The organism is Paenibacillus catalpae, from assembly GCF_900112695.1.
Taxonomy (GTDB): domain Bacteria; phylum Bacillota; class Bacilli; order Paenibacillales; family Paenibacillaceae; genus Pristimantibacillus; species Pristimantibacillus catalpae.
On sequence record NZ_FOMT01000001.1, the window covers coordinates 592,130 to 615,276 of the forward strand.

Consider the following 23,147-nt stretch of genomic DNA (forward strand, 5'->3'; position numbering starts at 1 on the left):
TTTTCGTTTAGAAAATCGCGTTCTCTTCCACAATAACTTTCACGAATTGAATGCTGCGGTCCTCCGGTCCTTTAACAGGAAGGCCAACCTCAACATGATCGACGATATAGTCGATGTTTTTCTGAGATATGACCTCTCCGGGCAGCAGGATTGGAATACCCGGCGGGTACACATAAATAAATTCTGCAATAATCCGACCGGCTGATTCTTTGAACGGAACAATCTCCGTCTCGCCGTAGAAGGCATCACGCGGCGTTAGGGACAGCTGCGGAATTTCCGGAATTTTAACCACAAGCTCACGGGCTTCGGCTCCTTCATGGAAGCTGTCCGACAGGCCGCGGAGCGAAATTAGCAATTTATCAATCGAATCGGACGTATCTCCCGGCGTAACAAGGCAAAGAATGTTATACATGTCGCTCATCTCGATCTCTACATTGTAGTGATCGCGAAGCCAGTTCTCTACCTCATAGCCGGTAACGCCAAGATGACGGACATGGATCGTAACTTTTGTCGGATCATAGTCGTACGTTGCTTCATCGCCCAGAATCTCTTCACCAAAGCAATAGAGGCCAGGAATCTGATTAATTTGCTCGCGTGCATACTGGGCAAGACCAATCGCGCGTTCCGCAATTTCATGACCGTTCATGGCCAGGTTGCGGCGGGAAGTATCAAGGGAAGCCAGCAGCACATAGGAAGTTGATGTCGTTGTCAGCATGCTGAGTATCGTCTGGATACGGAACGGGTTGATCCGTCCTTTGCGTACGTTCAGAACCGAGCTTTGCGTCATCGAGCCGCCCAGTTTATGTACGCTTGTTGCAGCCATGTCTGCACCGGCCTGCATTGCGGACATGGGAAGCTTCTCATGGAAGTGGATGAGCACGCCATGGGCTTCGTCAACGAGAACCGGGATATCGTAGCTGTGCACGAGATCTACAATTTCCTTCAGATTCGCGCAAATGCCAAAGTAGGTCGGGTTGATGACAAGAACGGCCTTGGCATCCGGATGACGGTCAAGCGCCCGTTTCACCGAACGAGTCGTAATGCCATGGTCGATCCCCAGATTCGAATCACGCGCCGGGGAAATAAATACCGGACGGGCGCCTGCAAATATAATGGCAGCCATAATCGATTTGTGTACGTTGCGCGGTACGATAATTTTGTCGCCCGGGGAGCAGACGGTAAGAATCATCGTAATAATCGCGCCGCTTGTGCCTTGAACGGAGAAATACGTGTAATCGGCGCCGAATGCATCGGCTGCAAGTATTTGTGCTTCTTCAATAACGCCGGTTGGCTGGTGCAAGTCATCAAGCGGAGCTATATTTATAAGATCGATCGACAAGGCGTTGTCGCCGATAAATTCGCGAAACTCAGTATCGCTGCCGAGACCTTTCTTATGCCCCGGAATATGAAATTGTACCGGATCGTTCTCCGCATGGCGGCGGAGTGCGCTGAAGAGCGGGGTTTTGTTATGATCCATCGCTAATTGTCCCTGCCTTTCGACTGTCGTCTAATATCTAATGTACAAACAAAGTTGAGTATAGCAAAAACAAGTCGGAATGCAAGCAACAATTTTATTGATGAAGCTTGGTGTTCCACAGCTGGACAAGTATTGTTCTCCATTTGTTCATAACTAAGCGCCAGCTTGATATGTTACGATAAGGGATGGGGTGAAGCATAATGCGAGACAAACGACTTCTAATAGTAATGGCTATTCTAATGACCACCTTCATCGGGTTTGGGATTATTATTCCTGTTATGCCTGAAATGATTAAAGCAGTTAACCCGGGTAATGCCGAAAAACATACGGGCTACATGCTCGCGCTGTATTCTGCCGTATCGTTCATACTGTCTCCTTATTGGGGAGGCTTATCCGACCGGATCGGAAGAAGACCGATTATCATCATTGGTGTTACCGGCTTTGCGATCAGCTTCCTGCTGTTTGGCTTATCCTCGGACAGTCTGACCTTGATGTATCTTTCCCGTGTGCTCGGAGGGCTGTTCTCCGGGGCCGTCACGTCTGTTATCGTCGCTTATGTTGCGGATATTACGCCGCCCGAACAGCGCACGAAAGGGATGGGGCTTGTCGGGATGTCGATTGGCTTCGGCTTTACGATTGGTCCAGGCGTAGGTGGTCTGCTTAGTCAGATTACCCTCGAAGCACCATTCTATGCAGCTGCCGGGATGGCGTTAATCACATTAATTCTTGCTTTTATCAAGCTGAAGGAATCGCTGCCGCCAGAGAAGAGAAGATCGGCGACCGAGAAGCGGGAATCCCGCTGGTCGGCTTTTACCGGACCACTCAAATTTCTGTATGTTCTGGCGTTCTTCGTTACTTTCACGCTGGCTGGAATGGAAGCGACTCTGCAGTTCTTCGGCATCCAGCGCTTTGATGTGACACCGCTGCAGGTAGGGATTCTGTTCTTCGTCTGCGGCTTCGTTGGCGCATTGGTTCAAGGCGGCGTGGTAAGACGCAGAATCAAGAAGGGCCAGGAGCCCCAGTATATTGCGCTTGGTCTCATCATTTCGGCCATTGGTTTCTTCCTGCTTCTGGCTGCACATTCATTATGGTGGGCAACGCTGTCACTGGCGATATTCGGTATTGGCAACTCGTTGATCCGTCCATGCGTAACTTCCTTGATTACGCAGAAGACACAGGTGGGACAAGGGGTGGCATCCGGCCTCAGCTCCTCGATGGACAGCCTTGGACGGATTCTTGGTCCGCTAGCCGGTACGTTCTTATTTACTCTCGATTTACGCTTGCCGTATGTATCAGGCGGTATTTTATGTCTCGCAGCGCTGTTCTTGCTCATGCAGTTCCGTAAAATGGACAGTACGGCGGGAGTGGCCGCTGCAGCACAGGAATAGGTTGAGGCTTGCACAAAAGCCGGCTTCTCATTCAGTGAATGAGGAGCCGGCTTTTTTTTATTTTTTCCAAAGAATGGCTTGTCTGGGAGCAGCATATAGATGAGATAGGGTAAAAGAGGTGAAGGAAAGAATGGGACTGCTGTCTTGGCGAAGATGGGCGGCTATTATTTTGGGGAGCCTGCTGATTTCGGTCGGCATTAATTTTTTTCTGGTACCCTTAATGATATTGGATGGGGGATTAATCGGAATCGCCCTTATTGTTAATTATTTGCTGCATGTTCAAATCGGGTTAACCATGCTGCTGTGCAGTATCCCGATTTTCGCATTGGTATGGTTTCAAAGCCGGAGTATGATCTACCAGAGCATAAACGGGCTGCTGTTATCCAGCTATGTCATAGACCTGCTTAGTCCATACCGTTTCCATTTTCTTTATTACATCGAGTGGACGCCGTTTACACGTGCCGTAATTGGAGGCTTTTGTATTGGGACAGGCATCGGCATCATGCTTCGGAACGGCAGCACGACCGGGGGGACAGATCTGCTGGCGCATTTTTTATCCCGCTATATTCCGTTAAACGTTGGCGTTATTATATTTGTGACGGATTTCATCATCATTGGAACGGGAGCGATCCTGCTGCCGGAAAACACCTTTGTCCTTTCCTTAATTACAGTTGCGGCGGGAGGAGTAGCAACCAGCCTATGTACCTGGAACCTGCCGCATAATCATCAGTTTAAACATCATTAATGAAGAAGCCGAAGGCATAGACGGAAAGGAGCCTTGTTTGTGAGACAAGGGTCTTTCCCGTAATGCCTTCGGCTTTTTTTGTATTCATTACGGCGCTAAGCCTTTCATAATGAAAGCAATGGTCGCTTCCCGCTCCTGCTCATCATCCCAGCTGCTGCCTTCCCGCTTGCCATACAAAGTCCGAACGGCTGCATAGCCAATCAACGATGAAGCGGTGAGGCGCATAATCGTATAAGGCGACCAGTTGACAAGGCTGCCTTCCTCCTGGAATCTGCGGATGTTAGGCGTTATTTTCTCGAACACCTTGGCCAGGATCAGCTTCTCGAATTGCTCCTGCAGCTCGGGATGGAAGGGGATCTCCTGAATGAAGATTTTCAGCACATGCAAATGCTTCTCAAGAAAGGCAAGCCTGTTCTCGATAATGGCGCGCAGCATTTGGTCATAGCTTTCATATTTGCTGTCCAGTACCTTATAGAACTCCCGCATGACAAACGGAGCAACCAGCTTTGCCATTACCGGCGCCACGATGGATACGAGCAGTTCTTTTTTTGTTTTGTAATGACGGAATATCGTGCCCTCCGCCACCCCTGCACGCTGTGCGATCTCATTCGTGGATGAAGCGGCAAAGCCTTTCTCTGCAAATATTTCCGATGCGGCTCTTACAATCTTGAGCTGCTTATCCGTCATCGACTTCTCATCGCCAAGCTTGTTTAGCTCTTCCAGCCACTCTTCAATCGGCTCACTCATGCCCGACACTCCTTTTTTTGCCCATTCCAGTCATTATAGCAGAAAAAGATTTCTGCCTACATGCGGCGATGCTTCTTCAAGGCGGTTACGTTCAGGAGGGCGAACAGGATGGACAAGCCGGCCAGCACATAAATATCAAGCTGAATATCCGGGATTCCTTCGCCTCTGACCATAATTCCCCGCATGGCATCAGCTCCGTAGTAAAGCGGCATGATGTAGCTTAGCTTCTGCAGGACCGGATTCATGGCATCCAGATTAAATAACCCGGAGAAAAAGGCCTGGGGCACAATGATAATCGGTATAAATTGAATAATCTGAAATTCACTGCTTGCAAACGAGGACAGTAAAGTGCCAAGCGTTAGAGCAGTCAGCGACAGCAGAAGATTGATCAGCAGCATATTGACGATATGGCCGGCCATCGACATGCCAAGCACCTGTACGGAAAACCAGGCAATCAAGGAAGCCTGGATGAGAGTGAAGATGCCAAAGCCCGCCAGATAGCCAAGCACAATCTCCGACCTGCGGATTGGTGTCGCGAGCAGCCGTTCCAGCGTGCCGCTTGTGCGTTCGCGAAGGAAAGATACCCCTGCCAGCAGGAAGACGAAGAAAAAGGAAAAGAAGCCGATTAATACGGGACCAAAGGAGTCAAAAGAAGCCATATCGGGTCCGCCGTATAAATAATGCACGGATGGAGCGAGATCATCCTGGGCGCTGCTTTGCAGCGCTTTTTGCATGACCAGCTGTGTGCTTCGGCTTACCGAAGGATCGCTGCCTTCCAGCGTAATATCCGCTTTGCCGTCCCTGATCTGAATAATGGCATCAAGATCCCCGCTATGAAGGGCTTTGTCGGCATCATCCATGGAATCAAAGACGGTAATGCTGGCGTTTTGCTCTTCCAGTTTATCGGCAAGAGCAGAGGCGGGACCGATTAATCCGATTTCCGGCGATACCGTTCTCCCGTCAAAAACAAGCTTGGTTAAGCTCAGAATGAGCAGAGGGGCAAGGAACAACAAGGCTAACGTTCTTTTGTCCCGAACGAACTGCCTTATAATGCGTACGACAAGCGCACGTATTCTCATGTATGGTCCTCCTTGCTGCTGCCAAGAGCGATAAATGCTTCCTCAATCGTATGAACGCCGGCATGCTCGATAATGGCCTCCGGGGTGTTTAATGCGATCAGCTTTCCGTCGCGGATAAGACCCAGCCGGTCACATTTCTCCGCTTCATCCATCACATGTGTGGTGACGATAATCGTTACGCCTTTTTGCGTCAGGGCTCTCAGCTCATTCCATATGGTTTTCCTGAGTACGGGATCAATGCCAACGGTTGGTTCATCCAGCACAAGAAGCTGCGGCTCATGCAGCAGGGCAATGGCAAGAGACAAGCGGCGTTTCATCCCCCCGGAATAAGCGCTTGCCGGCTTATCCAGATGGTCAGTCAAATTGACAAGCAGGGCCGCGGATTGAATGCGGGACGCAAGAACTTTGCCTGCCAGCCCGTACAAGGAGCCGTAAAAAGCCATATTTTCCTTGCCGGTCAGTTCCTGATATAGAGCGTCAGACTGCGCCATATAGCCGAAGGTCTGCAGCATCTTGAGCTGCGGCATCGGTTCGCCAAACAATTCAACCTTGCCGGCGTCGGCCCGGTCTATGCCGGTTATGAGCTTAATCAATGTTGTTTTTCCGGATCCGGATGGACCAAGAAGTCCAAACAGCTCTCCCTGCGGAACTGTAAGGGTAATATCGTCTAATACCGTTCGGTCCCCGAATCGCTTCACAAGCCGTATAGCGTCAATAGCTGGAACTGCTGTTGACTCATCCAATAAAAACACCCCTTCTTCAAAAAGTGAGTGATTACTCATTTTTAGTATAGAACCGGTTGAGCTGCATGTAAAGTGAGTACTTGCTCACTTTCTATACTGGACCTAAGTCGTAGAGGTGCTCCGACCAGGGGCGTGAGTGAAATACCGTCTGGAGACGTTTTTACATTATTTTCAATGCAGTTATGCTTAGTACTGTCAAATACACATAAAAGAGAATTCCGAATAGGGAGAAGGAGTAGTTGTAATGAACAAGTTAACCGAATGGTCGTTCCGTAATAAGGCGGCCGTTATCCTGATCGTCATTATGTCACTGACGGTTGGGGTCATCAGTTATTTGAAGCTGCCGATGGAGTTTCTGCCGGAAGCGGATAACCCGCAAGTTATGGTTACCGTAATCGGGCCGGGCATGGACGCCAAATCAATGGAGCAGCAAGTAACCAATCCGCTTGAGGAAGCCGTTATGTTTACGAAGGGCAAGACCGACATGTTCTCGACTGCCGGGAATGGATATGCCCAGGTTAACGTTAATTTCGATTCCAATACAAATATGAAGGAAGCGAAGGCGGAGATTGAGCGTTCGGTCGATCAGGTGCAGCTGCCGCAAGGTGTAATGAAGCCTTTTGTGGTGCAGTTCAATACCTCGATGATTCCGATCTCCTGGATTGTCGTTACCTTTGATGAAGGATTAAGCGAGCAGGAGAAGGAAGCAAAGATCAAGCTCGTAAATACGGAATTGCAAAAATCTGAAGGCGCAGGCCAGATCAGCGTAAACGGCAAATCCACGCCAACGATCCACATTACTCCCGAGACCGATAAGCTCGCGCAAAAAGGCATCCCTGTTCAATCCCTGCTAGGCGTGCTGCAAGGGCGCGGCGTATCCGCCTCAATCGGCGAACGCAATGTAGACGGTGCGGCCGGCAACATTAATATATACGACGAAGTAACCAGCATTGAGACGCTTCGCAATCTTCCGGTTGTACCTGGAGTGAAGCTGTCGGAGGTAGCGACTGTCGAGCAAGCGAAAGAGCAGGAGAGCATCAGCCGAATGAACGGCAAAGACGCTATCTTGTTCACGATCTCGAAATCAGCTAACGCAAATGCGGTATCGACGGGTAAAAATATCGAAAAAACGGTTGAGCATTTGAACAAGGACGTTAAAGGTGTTGAAGCAGTCGTTATCATCAGCACTGCCGACACCGTCGTTCATTCCGTCAACAGCATGCTGCGCGAAGTACTGCTGGGAGCATTGTTCGCAACCATTATCATTCTGCTCTTCATGCGTAATTTCCGGGCTACGGTGGTTACCATCGTATCCATACCGTTGTCGCTGGGCATCACCCTGTATTTGCTGGATCTGTCGGGAGTAACCCTGAATATCATTACACTTGGCGGTGTGGCTGTAGCGGTAGGCCGGCTTGTTGACGACAGTATCGTTGTTATCGAGAATATCTATCGCAGACTGCAGAAGGAGCCTTTCTCCGTCAAAGTAATTACAGATGCAACCAAAGAAGTTGCAACAGCTATTACGTCTTCAACACTTGTGACGGTAGCCGTATTCCTGCCAATGGGTCTGCTGCGCGGTTCTCTGCAGGCGTTCCTGCTGCCATTCGCACTGACGGTTGCGTACTCCCTGCTGTCCTCGCTCATCGTTGCTTTGACCGTTGTACCGCTGCTCAGCTCGATCCTGCTGCGCGGTACAAAAGAGAAGCCGCACAAAGGCTCGGAGAAATTCGCTTCGTTCATTCGCTGGAATCTGCAGCATAAATGGGTTACATTAATTATCGCTTTGCTTTTGTTCGTAGGCTCGATTGGCTCCTATTTCATGATGCCTAAAGGCGCACTGGATTCTTCAAGCGCCGAGAACCTGAATATCTCGCTGCAGTATCCAAGCGATACGCCTTCAGATAAGGTGGAGCAGGGCGGTACTCAGCTGGAGGACTTCCTGAAGGATAACAAGAGCGTTGAATGGGTGATTATGCAGCTCGGCAACAGTTCGGATAATGCGCAATACGGCGCGGTATCCTCGCCGACACTGGTTACGTATATGGTTGATCTGAAGAAAGGCGTTGACGCCGAAGTCTTTATGGATGAAGTGAAGCAGCAAAAAACGAACTTCACCGATGCGGAGCTGTTGGTTAATGCGACGGATCTGATGATGGGCGGCGGCGGCTCGCAAATCTTTATTGATGTTACCGGGGATGATCCGGAGAAGCTGACACAAACAGCCGATCAGCTGATGGCAAGCATTAAGCCGATCAAAGGCGTATTGAAAGTACAAAGCAATCAGGAAGAGAAAAAGCCGGTCTATACGTTCCAGGTGGATCCTGAGAAAGCAAAGGGCCAGGAAGTATCGATGCAGCTGCAAAGCATCCTGAATCCGGTGCCGGTAGGCAGCATCAAGGTGGATGGACGTGAAACCCCTGTTGTTATGCAGCCCGTAGTAAATCCGGAAACAGAAGCGGGTCTTAATGATCTGACGATTGCTACGGCTTCCGGTGCCGTTCCGGTATCAAGCGTTGCGAAGCTGGTGCGCACCGAAGAGCCAAGCTTGTACTACCATAAAGAAGGTAAAGTGTATGTCCGGATTACAGCTGAAGCAGATCCTAAACAACTGTCTGTAGTTGGAACGGATATTCAGAAGGCTGCAGATAAGCTTAGTCTGCCGGATGGTGTTGAGCTGAAGGTTGGCGGTGCCTCGGCGGATCAGGCCAGCGATTTTGCAGACATTGGTTTAACAGCACTTATCTCAATCGGCATTGTTTACTTGATCATGGTGCTCACCTTCAAGACTTTACGGGCTCCGCTTGCGATTATGTTCTCGCTGCCGCTTGCAGCGATTGGTGCAATCGTAGGACTCTTAATCTCGGGTGTTACTCCTGACTTTACGGCGATGTTTGGGGCATTAATGTTAATTGGCATCGTTGTGACGAATGCGATCGTTCTGATTGACCGCGTGAAGCAAAATGAAGAATCGATGTCGATCCGCGATGCCTTGGTTGAAGCCGCAACAACACGGATGCGTCCGATTGTGATGACGGCAGTCGCAACGATCTGTGCGATGCTGCCACTCGTATTTGGTTCGCATGAATCGGGCAGTATCGTATCGCAAAGCCTCGCGATCGTCGTTATCGGCGGTCTGGCGGCAGCGACGCTTCTGACTCTGATCGTTGTGCCTTGTATGTACGAATTGCTGTTCTTCCGCGCTTCCCGCAAGCAGCGCCGTGCCAAAGCACAGGCCGCCAAAACAGTAACAGCGGTTTAAAATGGTTATAAAAAAAGCTGTGCGGAGTTCATTCCGCACATCTTTTCTGGTTTTCCCCAGTTCTTGTTTCGTTATTTCAGCTTTCGTTCAAGTTAAATTGGCATGCGGAGCATTTGAATGATTCTGGATAAGTGTAACGTTCGCTTTTGTGAGTGGATTCCAACCCTATTAAATCTAATCGAAGAAATCCACGAGCAACGGCGATCGGAAGAACATTCAAATGCGCAGTCTGCCCCTTTAACCTAACTTAGCGGCCAAACGATACAAAGGCATCAACGTTTCATACGTATCCTGAGCGAGCTTGTACAACGCGTCTCCATTGTGAAGAAGCGGGTCGCCGGCAGGAAGATGGCGGCCAATGAGCAGCTCGGCTTTTTGCACATCACGAAGGCGGGTAAGGGCTTGGCTCCAAGCCTGTCTGCTCATCTCGCTGACAGGCTTGGATTCCTTCTTCATGTGATCCAGTGAAAGCACATAATCCGAAGGGACAGCCGCGATTACTTCATCCAGATGGTCCAGATAAGTGGATGCGATCTTGGATTTATTAGGCGCCTCATAAATCAGGGCGAACCACAAGAACAGATGGTCGTCAAACAAGCCTAGCTGGAAATGCGGATGTGCCTTGTATCCGCGTTTATTGTTGCAAATGGCAAGCCAAGTATCCTTTGGCGGGTTTACCGTACGGCGGGCATGCTTGGCGATATGCAAATACATTTCATCGCCAGCCTGAACGGCAATGTCGCCGGCCAGCTTTTCACCCAGGTAACGGAATTTTGGACGAATCCGTTCCTCAATAGCAGCCATGCGCTGCTCCAGTCCCTCGATCAGAAACGTATCAAAATCCCTTTGCTCAAAGCCTGTGAAGGCAGAGGCAGTTGCAGGTGTTGTCATCTATATTATCTCTCCTCACAATTAAAGCCGTTAATTAAACTTGATTATAGCACATCTGTTCCTGTCGGAACATCTTGTGCCATCTTGACGCAGCGCTGCTCTTGTTATAAATTTATCTAAATATTCTAACAGCTTTGATCAAGGTCGATTACGTAAGCCTATGTTCATTCCAGAGAGGAAGCCCCCGGCTGCAAGGCTTCTATGATCGCTTATGTCCTCATCCTGCCTTGGGAGCTGCAAGGGCTGGCCTTCCATTTACCAGGTCTCTTGCCGGGATGAGAATCCCGTTATCGCTTGGAGAGCCGACAGGATAGATAACCGGCTAATGAAGGGTGGTACCACGAGCACATTCGTCCCTTGCGAATGTGCTCTTTTTGTTTATATAACCAACGTCAGGAGTGTGAACCTATGCGTCAAAGTCAACTTTTTATGCCCACCTTGCGTGAGGCACCGTCTGAAGCAGATGCCATCAGCCACCAGCTTATGCTGCGTGCAGGACTGATCAGGCAGCTGGCCGCCGGTATTTATATTTACTTGCCGTCAGGCAGGAGGGTTCTGCGCAAGCTGGAAGCGATCATTCGCGAAGAAATGGACAAAGCGGGCGGTCAAGAGGTATTCATGCCTGCCATGCAGCCGGCTGACCTGTGGCGTCAATCCGGCCGCTATGACAAATACGGCCCTGAGCTTGTCAGGCTGAAGGACAGGCATGACCGTGAATTTGCGCTAGGGCCTACTCATGAGGAAGTGATTACGGATCTTATGCGGTCGGAAGTGAGCTCTTATCGGCAGCTTCCCGTAACCTTATATCAAATTCAAACGAAGTTCAGGGATGAGAAACGCCCGCGTTACGGGCTCCTCCGGGGCAGAGAATTTATGATGAAGGACGCTTATTCCTTTGATGCGGATTGGGAGGGACTTGATAGAAGCTATCAGAGGATGTACGAAGCGTATCATCGTATATTCGCACGCTTCGGGTTAAATGTCCGACCGGTGGAGGCGGACGCAGGAACCATTGGGGGAGAAGGCGGCACGCATGAATTTATGGCCCTGGCAGACATTGGAGAAGATACGATCGCAGCATGCACGCATTGTCAGTATGCGGCTAATCTGGAGAAGGCCGGGTACAGAGCTGCCGATGACGTGCCTAATGAAGGAGACTCCAATTATTCCGGGCTGGAGAAGCTGCATCCCCCTAAGGTGAGGAAGATAGATGAGCTGGTCCAGGCACTTAACTTCCCGGCTGATCAAATTCTGAAGACATTATTGTTCCTCGCAGACGGCAAGCCAGTTGCCGTTATTGTCCGCGGTGATCATGAGGTTAACGAGATCAAGCTTGCAAGCCTGCTGAGGGCAGATGAGCTGGAGCTGGCGGATCAGGAGACGACCGAGAGACTGACAGGAGCGGCTGTTGGTTTTGCAGGTCCCATTGGCTTATCCATACCGGTATTGGTTGATAATGCCGCTGCGCGTATAAGCTCGGGCGTAGCCGGTGCAAACGAGACGGATTACCACTTTAAGCATGTACGTCCGGGAGTCCATTTTGAAATCGCACAGCTTGGGGATTTGAGGAATGCCGTTCCAGGAGATGGTTGTCCGAAGTGTGCGGAAGGGCAGCTCCGGATGTTTCGGGGAATTGAGGTTGGACAAGTGTTCAAGCTGGGGACCAAATACAGCGCAGTCATGAAGGCAGCTTATCTGGATGCCGAAGGGCAAGAGAAGCCGGTTATCATGGGCTGCTATGGGATCGGTATCTCCAGAGTGATGTCTGCTGTGGTGGAGCAGCATCATGACGAGCAGGGAATCCGGTGGCCGCTTGAGATTGCTCCTTATCAAGTGCATGTTGTGCCGGTGTCAGCCAAGGACGAGCAGCAGATGAAGGTAGCGGAAGAGCTTTATGCGGAACTTTCTGCTGCAGGACTCGAAGTTCTGGTGGATGACCGTGACGAGCGTCCGGGCGTGAAGTTCAAGGACTCGGATCTGATCGGTATTCCGGTTCGGATTGTTGTCGGCAGACAGGCGGCAGGCGGTGTGGTGGAGCTGAAGTACAGGAATGAAAAAGAAGCCCTTCAAGTAAAGTCGGAGGATATCGTATCGCTTGTTAAAGGTGTTTATCGTTTGTAAAAGCACCAATAAGGCAGTCAGCCCGTCGTTTTGGACAGCTTGACTGCCCTTTTTTTGATTTAGACGACCAATAAGCGAAAATTAGTCAATAATCCAAGTTGCCAGAACATAAGATGGAGTATAAGATAGAAGTAAGAACAAATTGTCAGACTATTTCGTCAACTGTTTTGAAAGGAGGGATTGCCGTGAATAAGAGCTACGAAGTCGAATATTGTAATTTGGAGCTGCGTTTTGACCGCCGGCAAATCCAAAACCTCATCCGTGATCTCATTCAGGAAGGGTACTCCTTGTATTGGAGCGAGACGGAGGGGCAGTTCCTCATTTCAATTCGAACAGGTCGTAAGCTCGTGAAGTTAAGGTTTCAGCGGATGAAAAACCGTTACAAGATCGTCGGGGATTACACCATTAAGGACGAGAAACTGTCGGAGTTGCTTGAAAAGCTTATTAATGACACACGTGGACATGCGATAGTCAAGCGGATCAAAGATCGTCAGATCGTCATTGAGAACATTATGTTTGGTGAAATAATACGACTTGTGGAGGTGTCCGGAATGGAACATCGGATTATTTATCAAAAGAAGCCATTCGTAACTATAGAGGAAATGATCAAGGCTTTCCAATCCAAGCGTGCAGAGGAACGTGCAGTAGTCCTGCGCTACGAACTGGATTATGAACTGACGGTGCTGTTTGACGCACTTCAAGAGAACAATGAAGAGGCTATAGCAGAGTCGAAGGATAAGCTGTCGCTGCTCCGTTCGGAAATGCTGCAGCTGGAGCTTTGAGGCATTACACCATTGGGAATTTGCGAAAAAAGAATCCATCGGGTGGTTCCAAGTGAATCATTCGGTTGATTCTTTTTTTCATTTTCTGGTTAGCATTTCTTCGCAATATAAGGTAAACTTTCTAATGCGGTCAGGAAAACTAATGGATGAATGGCGACAAATTCCGCGCAAATGGTTTTCATCTCTTTGCAAAAAGAGTAATATAAAACTATTGAAGACCACCATACTATAAAAAAAAGGATGGAAGAAACCAAATGGCAAAACAGCAAATCGGCGTTATCGGTCTCGCAGTAATGGGTAAAAACCTGGCCCTGAACATTGAGAGCAGAGGCTTCACAGTTTCGGTGTACAACCGTTCCCGTGAGAAAACAGATGAATTGATCAAAGAATCCGCAGGCAAAAACCTTGTTCCTGCTTACACGGTTGAAGAGTTCGTGCAATCGCTCGAATCTCCTCGCAAAATCCTGATCATGGTACAAGCTGGCGCTGGTACTGATGCTACAATCGACGCGCTTGTTCCTCATCTGGACAAAGGCGACATCATCATCGACGGCGGCAACGCTTATTTCCCTGATACGGTTCGCCGCAGCAAAGCTCTTGAAGAGCAAGGCATCCGCTTCATCGGTACTGGCGTATCCGGCGGTGAAGAAGGCGCACTTAAAGGCCCTTCGATCATGCCAGGCGGCCAAGAATCAGCGTACAAGCTGGTTGAACCAATCCTTACAGCTATCTCCGCAAAAGTCGGCGACGACGCTTGCTGCACATATATCGGACCAGACGGTGCCGGCCATTATGTAAAAATGGTTCACAACGGTATCGAGTACGGCGACATGCAACTCATCTGCGAAGCTTATGACCTGCTCAAAAACACGCTTGATTTGAGCGCAGAAGAGCTTCACAGCATCTTCACAGAGTGGAACAAAGGCGAACTGGACAGCTACCTGATCGAGATCACAGCTGACATCTTCTCCAAATACGATCCAGAGACTGGCAAACCTATGGTTGACGTTATCCTTGACTCCGCCGGCCAAAAAGGTACTGGTAAATGGACAAGCCAAAGCTCCCTCGACCTTGGCGTGCCACTGTCGATCATCACTGAATCCGTATTTACACGTTTCCTGTCCGCTATGAAAGAAGAGCGTATTGCAGCTAGCAAAGTATTGAACGGACCTGAGAAAAAAGCGTTCCAAGGCGACAAAGCGGCATTCATCGAATCCGTTCGCAAAGCGCTGTTCGCATCTAAAATCTGCTCGTACGCACAAGGCTTCGCTCAAATGCGTGCAGCTTCCGAAGAATATGACTGGAACCTGCGTTATGGCGACATCGCAAAGATCTTCCGCGCCGGCTGCATCATCCGTGCACGCTTCCTGCAAAACATCATGGACGCTTATGACCGCGACCCTAACCTTCGCAACCTGCTTCTTGACCCTTACTTCCAAGGTATCGTTGAGTCGTACCAAGGCGCATGGCGTGAAGTGGTAGGTACTGCAGTAGCTAACGGCGTACCAGTGCCTGCATTTGCAAGCGCACTGTCGTACTTCGACAGCTACCGTTCAGAGCGTCTGCCTGCAAACCTGCTGCAAGCGCAACGCGACTACTTCGGTGCTCATACCTTCAAACGTCTTGACAAAGAAGGTACGTTCCACCACAACTGGATGAACTCCTAATCCGGTTAAAGTTATTTTAGCCCGTATGATGCTTCAATGAGGCAATTCCGCAGGCGGGTAGCCTCCTGATCGGAGTAATGCTTGCTGCGGATGAGCAGCATGGAAGCTTCGGCGAAATAATGAAAGTTTTTCAATAAGCGTGGCTGAGAAAGGTCCCTGAGCGCAGGGTCCCCGTCAGCCACCTTTTTTTTAATAAATTCAAGCATCCAAACCACATCCTCGCGGCATAACGGGTGATCGTTACTTAAGATACGGTCAATTCGGGCATTGGTTAGGTGAGTATCGGGCAAATTCGATTCAGTGGTCATGCCATCTTCACTCCTGTTCATGAATTATGCATCATTAACATCCATACGGCATATGCAACTTTTTTATACCCTATTCCAGATAAAAAATGATATGATGTTGTGTGGAATAACTAGGGGATAAGACGAATAGGGGAGTTCTTGCATTGGATCAACGCACAAGCAAAATTGTATTGGTAGGCTTTATGGGAACGGGCAAATCAACCGTCAGCCGATTGCTTGCAGAGCAGCTTGGCTGGTCCCGTTATGATTCGGATGAAGTCATCGAAGAGACCGAAGGAAAGATTTCGAAGCTGTTTGAAACCTATGGGGAAGCTGGTTTTCGCGATATTGAGAGCAAAGTGCTTGTTTCGCTCTTGGAGGCGAAGGAGAGCTCCGTTATCGCTACAGGCGGAGGCTGCGTGCTAATGGAGCATAACCGGGAGTTCATGCTGAAGCATGGTTTCGTTGTGGCTCTTACCGCAGATGCGGAGCATATTATTGAGCGGGTGAAGTCCGATACGTCCCGTCCGCTGCTGCAGGGCGATATTGCGGCTAATGTTCACCGGATTATGGAACAGCGTAAGCATGCGTATGATTTTGCGCATCTTCGTTTGAATACAACGTCATTAACGCCGCAGCAAGCGGCCGATATGATTATGAAAGCTTTACAGGACAAGTAATTCAAGCCGCATATTATACGAAAAGGAGAATTGCTGCACAATGGACGTTATCGTTACACCTACTCCAACACTACAAGGGGAAATTCAAGCGCTTTCCTCTAAAAACTATACGACTCGCTACCTGCTTGTCGCTGCGCTTGCGGAAGGTACAAGCACGATCTATTATCCGGCTCACAGCGAAGACAGCGACGCTATGCGCCGTTGTATCCGCGATCTTGGTGCGATAGTGGAAGAGGACAATGAGAAAATCGTTATTACCGGCTTTGGCAAAAATCCGAAAGCTGCAGAACAGCTGGATGTAGGCAATGCAGGTGCTGTCCTTCGTTTCCTGATGGCCATCGCTTCGCTTTGCCCGGATGTAACTTTTATTAACCGTTATCCGGATTCGCTGGGCAAGCGCCCACATAGCGACCTGATCGATGCGCTCGGCCAAATGGGCGTTAAGATTGAACATAATGAAGGCAAGCTGCCGATCCGTATTCAAGGCGGAGCACCTAAAGGCGGTAAAATCCAGGTGTCCGGCAATGTCAGCTCGCAGTTCCTGAGCGCACTCCTGTTCCTTACTCCGCTGTTGGAGGAAGACAGCGAGATTGAAGTGCTGCATGATCTGAAATCGAAGGTTGTTGTTGGACAAACGCTTGAAGTGCTGGAGCAGGCGGGTATCGTCATCCATGCCAGCGAGGATCTGATGAACTACCGCATTCCAGGCGGCCAGAAGTATGAATCGAAGAAATATGTCGTTCAAGGCGACTACCCGGGCTCGGCAGCTATTCTTGCAGCAGCAGCCGTGACGAACTCGGACGTTATCGTCCATCGTCTGGAAGAGAAGAGCAAACAAGGCGAACGCGCAATTGTTGATGTACTTCGCATGATGGAAGTCCCTCTTACCCATGAGAACGGTATCGTCCATGTAAAAGGCAACGGCAAGCTTAAAGCAGTCGAGTTTGATGGGGATAAAGCAACAGATGCCGTTCTCGCGATGGTTGCGGCAGCTGTCTTTGCGGAAGGCACTTCACGTTTCTATGATGTCGAGAATCTCCGTTACAAGGAATGCGACCGTATTACGGACTATCTCAACGAGCTCCGCAAAGCCGGTGCAAATGTAGAGGAACGCCAAGCAGAAATTATCGTACACGGCCGTCCGGAAGGTGTAGAAGGCGGCGTGGAGATTAACGCGCATTATGACCACCGTGTCATTATGGCTCTTACGGTTGTTGGTCTGCGTGCCAAAAATCCGATCCGGATCAAAGACGCGCATCATGTAGCGAAGTCCTATCCGATTTATTTCGATCATTTGAAAGCGTTAGGCGCTAATGTAGAATGGGTAGAATAAAGGCAAAAGGATGAAAGTGAGGCGCTGAATATGGCATTTGAAAATCCAACCCGCGATGAAATTAAAGAGATTCTGAAGGCGAGCAACACAATCGCCGTAGTTGGTTTATCCGACAAACCGGACCGTGTGTCTTACATGGTATCGGAAGCGATGCAGAAGAAAGGCTACCGCATTATTCCGGTTAATCCCGGTGCGGAGACGATACTCGGCGAACGAAGCTATGCAACGCTTAAGGATATTCCGGAGCCTGTTGATGTCGTCAACGTCTTCCGCCGTCCGGAGCATACGCCTCCTATAGCGGAAGAAGCAGTGGCGATTGGTGCCAAGACTCTTTGGCTGCAGCTGGGCATTGCAAATGACGAAGCGGCTCAAATTGCATCAGAGGGCGGACTTCAGGTTATTATGGACCGGTGCATCAAGGTGGAGGATTCGATCCTTTTACCGCAAGGGAAGTAGACAACCTAAACAATGCCTTAGGCGTTATACCTAACATTGACGGGCCAAAGATGGCCCGTCTTTGCTTTGACAAAAAAGCGTGAACACCGTACCATCGTTATAGAGAAAAGCAAAGAACGCGATTTAGGCACATGCTTACGAAGTAAGAATTATCCCAAAGAACGCAATAATTCTTTTGGCACATGCTTACGAAGTAAGAATTGCTTCGCAATTCTTTTCAGGAGGTGACGAAGTGAATTTTCTGGGAAGGTTTCAGCAGCTTGGACGGGCTTTTATGCTGCCTATGATTGTACTTCCGGCTGCGGCAATCTTTTTATTTCTTAGCCAGCTGCCATGGGATCTTCTTGGAATTCCCGATGCAGCTGTTTATTTGAAGGCAGCAGGACATGCAATCTTTATGTTTCTGCCTTATATATTCGCCCTTGGCGTATCGCTTGGTCTAACAGGCAACGCACTGGCAGCCGGTATGGCTGCTCTGGCTGGAATGGTTATCTATGTAGGGGTAACCGGTGCAGCGGAAACGCAGATTGAGCCTACCGTGTTTGTGGGATCGATCATCGGCATGATCTCCGGCTTCAGCTACGAACGTTTTAAAAACTTGCGTTTACCCGAATACATACAGTTTTTCGGCGGTCCGCGGTTTGTTCCTTTGTTTGTCAGTCTTGTCACTGTGATTTTGTCCATGGCGATGATCGGAGTGGCACCGTTAATCCAGCGCATGCTTGAGGGACTTGGCGATGTGGTTGCCTCCGGCGGCGGCTTTGGCGTGTTTTTATTCGGATTTTTATACCGGATTCTCGTTGTATTTGGTCTGCACCATCTGCTCAGCCATGTGTTCTGGTTCCAGGTCGGAGGTTATGAGACGGCTGATGGGGCTATGGTTTACGGTGATCTGCCGAGGTTTTTCGCAGGTGATCCAACGGCCGGGGCTTTTATGGCAGGGATGTATCCGATTGTTATGTTCGCTTTGCCGGCGATTGCCTTTGCAATTATTCATGAGGCAAGGGAGGATCTGAAGCCGAAAATCCGGAAGACGTTCCTCTACGCCTCGCTTGCTTCGTTTCTGACGGGGGTGACAGAGCCGGTTGAATTCGCTTTCCTGTTTGTTGCTCCGTACCTGTTTGTGGTGCACGCCCTGTTGTCGGGCATTATTATGTGGGTCACCTTTGAATTAGGAATCCGGCACGGGTTCTCATTTTCCGGGGGGGTCATCGACTATATTATTAATGAGCATCTGGCAACAAAGGGCTGGCTGCTTATCCCGATCGGCATTGTTGTGGGCATTGTGTATTATGTTGTGTTCCGCTGGGCGATTAACCGTTTCCGTATCCCGACGCCGGGACGTGAGGAAGGGTCGCAGCTGGATGAATGGGCAGGTGATATTCCTTACCGCGCACCGCTTATCCTCCAGGCAATCGGCGGCAAGGACAACATCGTGCAGATGGAGTCCTGTATTACAAGGCTTCGCCTCAAGGTAGCCAACGAGAAGCTGTTGGATAATAATTCTTTAAGAAACCTGGGGGCAGCAGGGGTACTGCGGCTTGGAGGCGGTAATGTCCAGGTTGTGTTCGGCACTTATTCGGAGCTTATTCGGGCTGAGATGCTGAAAGCCATTGAGCGCGATCAGAAGCAGGTGCTGTTCAGCTCGCCGGTACAAGGTCGGATGATTCCGCTCGAGGATGTTCCTGATCCGATATTTGCAGGCAAGTTGGTCGGACAAGGCGTAGCTTTTATTCCAGACAAGGGAGAACTGGTATCGCCGGTACAAGGCACAGTTATTATTGTTTATCCAACGATGCATGCCGTAGGCATACGTACGCTGGAAGGGCTTGAGGTACTGCTCCATATCGGAATAGACACCTCCAAGCTGACGGGGAAATCGTACTTCAAAGCGGTTGTACAAGAAGGCCAGGAAGTTATGCCGGGAGACATGCTCGTTCGGTTCGATCTGCAGCGTGTCCGCAAGGAAAGCAAATCTCTTGCTACGCCAATGGTCATTACGAATTCCGATCTTGTTCATTCCTGGCGCTTTGCGCCATTCAAAGCAGTGAAGAAGGGGCAGTCTTCCGTTTTGTCCGTTGTACTTAAAGAGAGAAATGGTGGAGGGGAAAGACCATGATACAAGGAATAGGAGCTTCGGCGGGTATTGCGATTGGAAAGTCGTTCGTGCTGCCGAACTGGGAGTGGGAATTTCCTGAGCAGCGTGTTGATGTTGCTGACTTTGCCCGAGAATTCGAGCGGGTCTATGAAGGGATACGTACATCCAAGCATGAGATTGAGCAAATCAAGGATGAGCTGAGAGAAGTGGTCGGCTCGGATGAGACGCAAATTTTCGACGCACACCTGGCGATTTTGGATGATCCGGTCTTTATGAACGAGATTCAGGGGATCATTCAGCGGCAGTACAAAGCGGCAGAGGTTGCGGTAAAGGAAGCCATCGATCATTTTGTGACGATGTTTGATCTGCTTGATGACGAGTATATGAAGGAACGTGCCCTTGATATAAAGGATGTCGGCAACCGTCTGCTCAAGCATTTGCTTGGTGCCCCGGAAATTACGCTGCCATCGGATACCCAGCCTTTTATTCTGATCGCAAGAGAGCTTTCTCCTTCCCAGCTGGCTCATATTAATCCGAATAACGTGCTTGGCATTGTGACCTTAGCCGGAAGTTCAACCTCGCACTCCGCTATTATGGCTCGTGCTCTTGGAGTTCCGCTTGTAGTCGGGGTGGAGGCGAAGCTGGAGGAGCCGATTCAAACCGGGCAATCCCTCATTATTGATGGTACGGAAGGTCTCCTGTTCATCGATCCTGATGATTCGCTGATTGATCATTATTCGGAGCTTCAAGGCCGTCAGGCCGAAGACAGACAGCGTCTGAACAGCATTGCCGGTCATCGGTCAGTTACGCCGGACGGCAAGGTGCTTGGACTCGCGGCTAACATCAGTTCACTGAAGGAGCTGGAAGTCGCATTATCAAGCGGGGCACATGGCGTTGGGTTGTTCCGTACGGAGTTTCTGTACATGGACCGGAACCGGTTCCCGAAGGAAGAGGAGCAGTTCGAGGTTTATAAAAGTGTTGCGGAAAAGCTGGCTGGAGAGCCGCTCATTATCCGGACGCTGGATATTGGCGGAGATAAGCAGCTTGATTACTTCAATATCCCGGAAGAGGATAATCCGTTCCTTGGATACCGGGCGATCCGGATCTCGCTCGACCGCAAAGACCTGTTCAAGACGCAGCTGAGAGCCATCCTGCGCGCAAGCAGCTTCGGACAGGTCAAAGTGATGTATCCTCTTATTTCGTCTGTAGAGGAAGTAAGAGCAGCTAACCATATACTGGAGGAAGCCAAGCAAGAGCTGGAGCGGGAAGGTCTCCCTTACAATGCTCACATCCAGGTGGGCATTATGATCGAGGTGCCTGCGGCTGTTATGCTGGCAGACTTACTGGCGCAAGAAGTTGATTTCTTCAGTATCGGAACCAATGATCTTGTTCAGTTTACCTTGGCGGTGGACCGTATGAATGAAGAGATCAGCTATCTGTATGAGCCGTTCCATCCCGCAGTGCTGCGCATGCTGAAGCAGACGGTGGAAGCAGCCAAGAGAAATCAGATCAAGGTAGGTGTCTGCGGCGAGCTTGCGGGGGACTTGCGTGCATTGCCGATCTGGCTGAGTCTGGATGTGGATGAACTGAGTATGTCCTCGCATTCGATTCTGCAAGTGAAAGAGCGGCTGCTCAGCACAAGGCAGGAAGACAGCCGCTCGCTCTTGCCTCAGCTGCTGGAATGCCGCACGTGCGCAGACATTCATGAGAAGCTGAAACAATTTATGGATTCGGTTGATGAGAAAGGGGCAGCCTCCGCGATTTAGCGGGCGGCTCCTTTTGTCTTAAAGCTGCTTCTCCAGTGCATCTACGAAAGCTTTCGCATAAGGAGGCAGATCCGGCGGACGGCGGGCGGAGATCAGGTTGCCGTCAACGACAACTGCTTCATCAAACCACTCGGCACCGGCATTTTCCATATCGTCGCGAATTCCCGGAGTTGAGGTGACTTTGCGGCCCTGCAGGATTTTCGCGGAGATGAGTACCCAGCCCGCATGGCAGATTTGCCCGATTGGTTTGCCGGCAGCATCAAGCTCCTGAACCAGCTGCAGTACCTTCGGATAACGGCGGAGCTTGTCCGGTGCCCAGCCCCCGGGAACAAGAAGTCCGGCAATGTCTGAGCTGTTTACTTCGTCGAAGGACAGGTCAGCGACTGCGGGAACGCCATATTTACCAATATGCTTCTTCCCTTTCTCAGGGCCGGCATACAAGACGGTTGCCCCGGCTTCACGGACACGGTAAACCGGATACCATAATTCAAGATCTTCGAACTCGTCATCGAGCAGGCAAATAACGGTTTTGTTATGTAAGGTCATAATTGATTTCCTCCCGTATTTATTATTTCATTCCCATTGTAACGAAGGAGAACACATGAATCAAACGAACAGACGCCGAATCCTCCGATTTGTTCCAGCTGCTGTATGGATGGCGGTTATTTTCGGATTTTCTTCCCGGACAGGCGATGAAATGAACACGATGCTTCCTTTTTTTCAGAAGTTCTTGCCGAACATGGCGAGCTTCGACTGGGGACATTTCCTGGCTTATTTCCTGTTAGCGGCTGCTTTGGATTACGGGATTGGAGCGAAAGGCGACCGGATTCTCTATAAGCTGATGATCATTATCGCATGCGGAGTTTACGGAGTAACCGATGAGTTCCATCAGTCCTTTGTTGGAGGACGTATGACGGACCCGATGGATATCCGAAATGATATGATTGGGGCAGCGATCTGGGTCATCCTGGTATCGTTTCCAATCCTGAAGAAACGCTGGCGGAAAGTCGCTCCATAGTAAAAATTACATAGTGCAAATAAGCAGGATTTTTTGCAGAAAAGGTCGAATCCTTTACGCATCTCGAAATAAAAAAAGAGGAACGGAAGAGAAGCGCGTAAAGGAGTGGGCCAAAGTGCAGAAAAGGTGTCATTGCGGTGACATCATGAAGATGAAACTGCGTACAGTGATCTATTCGGGGAAGGTCGAGATCGACAATGTTCCGATCTATTCATGTTCGGTATGCAGCCGCAGCGAAGTACTACCCGATGTGAAGCCGGATCTGACCGGCCTCATCGCAAAGCTCGGACAGGAGCCGCCGAAGCAGACGTTTTTATTTAACGAGTGCAACGAATGGGCTGACCTGCTCGTAGAAGCAAGTGAAGACAAGAACCAGCCGGATCCGTATCATATCGAGCGGCTGACGCAGGAGCGCATTAATAATTTGCTTGACCTGCATTTGATTGCGCAATCGCTTCATGACGAGGAATGGATTGCTGATATTAACAAGAGGCTCTCTCAACTAAGTAAACGGTCATTGCATACATAAGCCGTACGGAATATCGCTCTCCATTTGCTGCAACATGAAGCCAGATTGACGCGGTGCATGCGCTAACATTGCGAAAAG

General features: G+C 49.8%; 20 protein-coding genes. 13 read left to right on the forward strand and 7 right to left on the reverse strand.

Annotated elements, in window-relative coordinates; all coding sequences use genetic code 11:
- Window positions 1-7 precede the first annotated feature (7 nt).
- Window positions 8-1,477 (reverse strand): aminotransferase class I/II-fold pyridoxal phosphate-dependent enzyme, encoded by a 1,470-nt coding sequence (locus tag BM200_RS02345; protein ID WP_091180888.1) that lies wholly within the window; start codon window positions 1,475-1,477, stop codon window positions 8-10.
- Window positions 1,478-1,677: 200 nt separating this feature from the next.
- On the opposite strand from BM200_RS02345, the gene BM200_RS02350 reads away from it, so the two are divergent.
- Together BM200_RS02350 and BM200_RS02355 are read left to right on the forward strand one after the other, a co-directional pair.
- A complete protein-coding gene (locus BM200_RS02350) occupies window positions 1,678-2,865 on the forward strand; it encodes an MFS transporter (RefSeq protein ID WP_091180891.1) in 1,188 nt (395 codons plus the stop codon).
- A 130-nt stretch (window positions 2,866-2,995) separates the two neighbouring features.
- Window positions 2,996-3,610, forward strand: a complete 615-nt coding sequence (locus tag BM200_RS02355) for a YitT family protein (protein ID WP_091180892.1) — start codon at window positions 2,996-2,998, stop codon at window positions 3,608-3,610.
- Between the two features lie 87 nt (window positions 3,611-3,697).
- Here BM200_RS02355 and BM200_RS02360 read toward each other — a convergent pair whose 3' ends face one another.
- Genes BM200_RS02360 through BM200_RS02370 form a run of 3 tightly spaced genes read right to left on the reverse strand, consistent with a single transcriptional unit; the run spans window position 3,698 to window position 6,218 of the window.
- On the reverse strand, window positions 3,698-4,357 hold the full coding sequence (locus BM200_RS02360; protein WP_091180895.1) for a TetR/AcrR family transcriptional regulator: 660 nt from the start codon (window positions 4,355-4,357) through the stop codon (window positions 3,698-3,700).
- A 56-nt stretch (window positions 4,358-4,413) separates the two neighbouring features.
- Window positions 4,414-5,436 (reverse strand): ABC transporter permease, encoded by a 1,023-nt coding sequence (locus BM200_RS02365; protein WP_091180898.1) that lies wholly within the window; start codon window positions 5,434-5,436, stop codon window positions 4,414-4,416.
- Window positions 5,433-6,218, reverse strand: coding sequence for an ABC transporter ATP-binding protein (locus BM200_RS02370; RefSeq protein WP_425434513.1), 786 nt, complete (start codon window positions 6,216-6,218; stop codon window positions 5,433-5,435). Before BM200_RS02370 ends, BM200_RS02365 begins: the two co-directional genes overlap by 4 nt.
- 205 nt (window positions 6,219-6,423) lie before the next feature.
- Here BM200_RS02370 and BM200_RS02375 point away from each other — a divergent pair, with 205 nt between their 5' ends.
- Window positions 6,424-9,441 (forward strand): efflux RND transporter permease subunit, encoded by a 3,018-nt coding sequence (locus tag BM200_RS02375; RefSeq protein WP_091180901.1) that lies wholly within the window; start codon window positions 6,424-6,426, stop codon window positions 9,439-9,441.
- Window positions 9,442-9,678: 237 nt separating this feature from the next.
- Here BM200_RS02375 and BM200_RS02380 read toward each other — a convergent pair whose 3' ends face one another.
- Window positions 9,679-10,332 (reverse strand): DUF1054 domain-containing protein, encoded by a 654-nt coding sequence (locus BM200_RS02380; protein ID WP_091180903.1) that lies wholly within the window; start codon window positions 10,330-10,332, stop codon window positions 9,679-9,681.
- Window positions 10,333-10,740: 408 nt separating this feature from the next.
- On the opposite strand from BM200_RS02380, the gene BM200_RS02385 reads away from it, so the two are divergent.
- The 3 genes from BM200_RS02385 to gndA all read left to right on the forward strand — a co-directional run bounded on the left by BM200_RS02385 (window position 10,741) and on the right by gndA (window position 14,902).
- Window positions 10,741-12,453 carry a proline--tRNA ligase gene (locus tag BM200_RS02385; protein ID WP_091180905.1) on the forward strand — a complete coding sequence of 571 codons (1,713 nt, stop codon included), beginning with the start codon at window positions 10,741-10,743 and terminating at the stop codon, window positions 12,451-12,453.
- 185 nt (window positions 12,454-12,638) lie between these two features.
- Entirely contained in the window at window positions 12,639-13,235 is a 597-nt protein-coding gene (locus BM200_RS02390) for a hypothetical protein (protein WP_091180908.1), read from the forward strand.
- A gap of 254 nt (window positions 13,236-13,489) precedes the next feature.
- Window positions 13,490-14,902, forward strand: coding sequence for an NADP-dependent phosphogluconate dehydrogenase (gene gndA / locus BM200_RS02395; protein WP_091180912.1), 1,413 nt, complete (start codon window positions 13,490-13,492; stop codon window positions 14,900-14,902).
- Between the two features lie 11 nt (window positions 14,903-14,913).
- On the opposite strand, the gene BM200_RS02400 is transcribed toward gndA, so the two are convergent.
- Window positions 14,914-15,210 carry a hypothetical protein gene (locus BM200_RS02400; RefSeq protein WP_091180914.1) on the reverse strand — a complete coding sequence of 99 codons (297 nt, stop codon included), beginning with the start codon at window positions 15,208-15,210 and terminating at the stop codon, window positions 14,914-14,916.
- Between the two features lie 143 nt (window positions 15,211-15,353).
- Between BM200_RS02400 and BM200_RS02405 the strand changes: the two genes are divergently transcribed.
- From BM200_RS02405 to ptsP, 5 genes are all read left to right on the forward strand, one after another.
- Complete coding sequence (locus BM200_RS02405) at window positions 15,354-15,869, forward strand: shikimate kinase (protein ID WP_091180916.1); 516 nt, start codon at window positions 15,354-15,356, stop codon at window positions 15,867-15,869.
- Window positions 15,870-15,909: 40 nt separating this feature from the next.
- On the forward strand, window positions 15,910-17,202 hold the full coding sequence (aroA, locus tag BM200_RS02410) for a 3-phosphoshikimate 1-carboxyvinyltransferase (protein ID WP_091180918.1): 1,293 nt from the start codon (window positions 15,910-15,912) through the stop codon (window positions 17,200-17,202).
- Window positions 17,203-17,232: 30 nt separating this feature from the next.
- The gene (locus BM200_RS02415) at window positions 17,233-17,658 is read left to right on the forward strand and encodes a CoA-binding protein (RefSeq protein WP_091180920.1); all 426 of its coding nucleotides are present in this window, start codon (window positions 17,233-17,235) and stop codon (window positions 17,656-17,658) included.
- A gap of 232 nt (window positions 17,659-17,890) precedes the next feature.
- On the forward strand, window positions 17,891-19,777 hold the full coding sequence (locus tag BM200_RS02420; RefSeq protein WP_091180922.1) for a glucose PTS transporter subunit IIA: 1,887 nt from the start codon (window positions 17,891-17,893) through the stop codon (window positions 19,775-19,777).
- Window positions 19,774-21,522, forward strand: coding sequence for a phosphoenolpyruvate--protein phosphotransferase (gene ptsP, locus BM200_RS02425; protein WP_091180925.1), 1,749 nt, complete (start codon window positions 19,774-19,776; stop codon window positions 21,520-21,522). The genes BM200_RS02420 and ptsP overlap by 4 nt, the downstream gene beginning before the upstream one ends.
- Before the next feature lie 18 nt (window positions 21,523-21,540).
- Here ptsP and BM200_RS02430 read toward each other — a convergent pair whose 3' ends face one another.
- Window positions 21,541-22,068 (reverse strand): type 1 glutamine amidotransferase domain-containing protein, encoded by a 528-nt coding sequence (locus tag BM200_RS02430; protein WP_091180927.1) that lies wholly within the window; start codon window positions 22,066-22,068, stop codon window positions 21,541-21,543.
- A 55-nt stretch (window positions 22,069-22,123) separates the two neighbouring features.
- On the opposite strand from BM200_RS02430, the gene BM200_RS02435 reads away from it, so the two are divergent.
- Complete coding sequence (locus BM200_RS02435) at window positions 22,124-22,540, forward strand: VanZ family protein (protein ID WP_091180930.1); 417 nt, start codon at window positions 22,124-22,126, stop codon at window positions 22,538-22,540.
- A gap of 115 nt (window positions 22,541-22,655) precedes the next feature.
- Window positions 22,656-23,069 carry a hypothetical protein gene (locus BM200_RS02440; protein ID WP_091180935.1) on the forward strand — a complete coding sequence of 138 codons (414 nt, stop codon included), beginning with the start codon at window positions 22,656-22,658 and terminating at the stop codon, window positions 23,067-23,069.
- Window positions 23,070-23,147 lie beyond the last annotated feature (78 nt).

What these genes read in the sequence shown, in the direction of transcription:
- BM200_RS02345 (WP_091180888.1), bottom strand. Translation starts at nt 1,477, where the DNA reads ATGGATCATAACAAAACCCCGCTCTTCAGCGCACTCCGCCGCCATGCG.
- BM200_RS02350 (WP_091180891.1), top strand. Translation starts at nt 1,678, where the DNA reads ATGCGAGACAAACGACTTCTAATAGTAATGGCTATTCTAATGACCACC.
- BM200_RS02355 (WP_091180892.1), top strand. Translation starts at nt 2,996, where the DNA reads ATGGGACTGCTGTCTTGGCGAAGATGGGCGGCTATTATTTTGGGGAGC.
- BM200_RS02360 (WP_091180895.1), bottom strand. Translation starts at nt 4,357, where the DNA reads ATGAGTGAGCCGATTGAAGAGTGGCTGGAAGAGCTAAACAAGCTTGGC.
- BM200_RS02365 (WP_091180898.1), bottom strand. Translation starts at nt 5,436, where the DNA reads ATGAGAATACGTGCGCTTGTCGTACGCATTATAAGGCAGTTCGTTCGG.
- BM200_RS02370 (WP_425434513.1), bottom strand. Translation starts at nt 6,218, where the DNA reads ATGAGTAATCACTCACTTTTTGAAGAAGGGGTGTTTTTATTGGATGAG.
- BM200_RS02375 (WP_091180901.1), top strand. Translation starts at nt 6,424, where the DNA reads ATGAACAAGTTAACCGAATGGTCGTTCCGTAATAAGGCGGCCGTTATC.
- BM200_RS02380 (WP_091180903.1), bottom strand. Translation starts at nt 10,332, where the DNA reads ATGACAACACCTGCAACTGCCTCTGCCTTCACAGGCTTTGAGCAAAGG.
- BM200_RS02385 (WP_091180905.1), top strand. Translation starts at nt 10,741, where the DNA reads ATGCGTCAAAGTCAACTTTTTATGCCCACCTTGCGTGAGGCACCGTCT.
- gndA (WP_091180912.1), top strand. Translation starts at nt 13,490, where the DNA reads ATGGCAAAACAGCAAATCGGCGTTATCGGTCTCGCAGTAATGGGTAAA.
- BM200_RS02400 (WP_091180914.1), bottom strand. Translation starts at nt 15,210, where the DNA reads ATGACCACTGAATCGAATTTGCCCGATACTCACCTAACCAATGCCCGA.
- aroA (WP_091180918.1), top strand. Translation starts at nt 15,910, where the DNA reads ATGGACGTTATCGTTACACCTACTCCAACACTACAAGGGGAAATTCAA.
- BM200_RS02415 (WP_091180920.1), top strand. Translation starts at nt 17,233, where the DNA reads ATGGCATTTGAAAATCCAACCCGCGATGAAATTAAAGAGATTCTGAAG.
- ptsP (WP_091180925.1), top strand. Translation starts at nt 19,774, where the DNA reads ATGATACAAGGAATAGGAGCTTCGGCGGGTATTGCGATTGGAAAGTCG.
- BM200_RS02430 (WP_091180927.1), bottom strand. Translation starts at nt 22,068, where the DNA reads ATGACCTTACATAACAAAACCGTTATTTGCCTGCTCGATGACGAGTTC.
- BM200_RS02435 (WP_091180930.1), top strand. Translation starts at nt 22,124, where the DNA reads ATGAATCAAACGAACAGACGCCGAATCCTCCGATTTGTTCCAGCTGCT.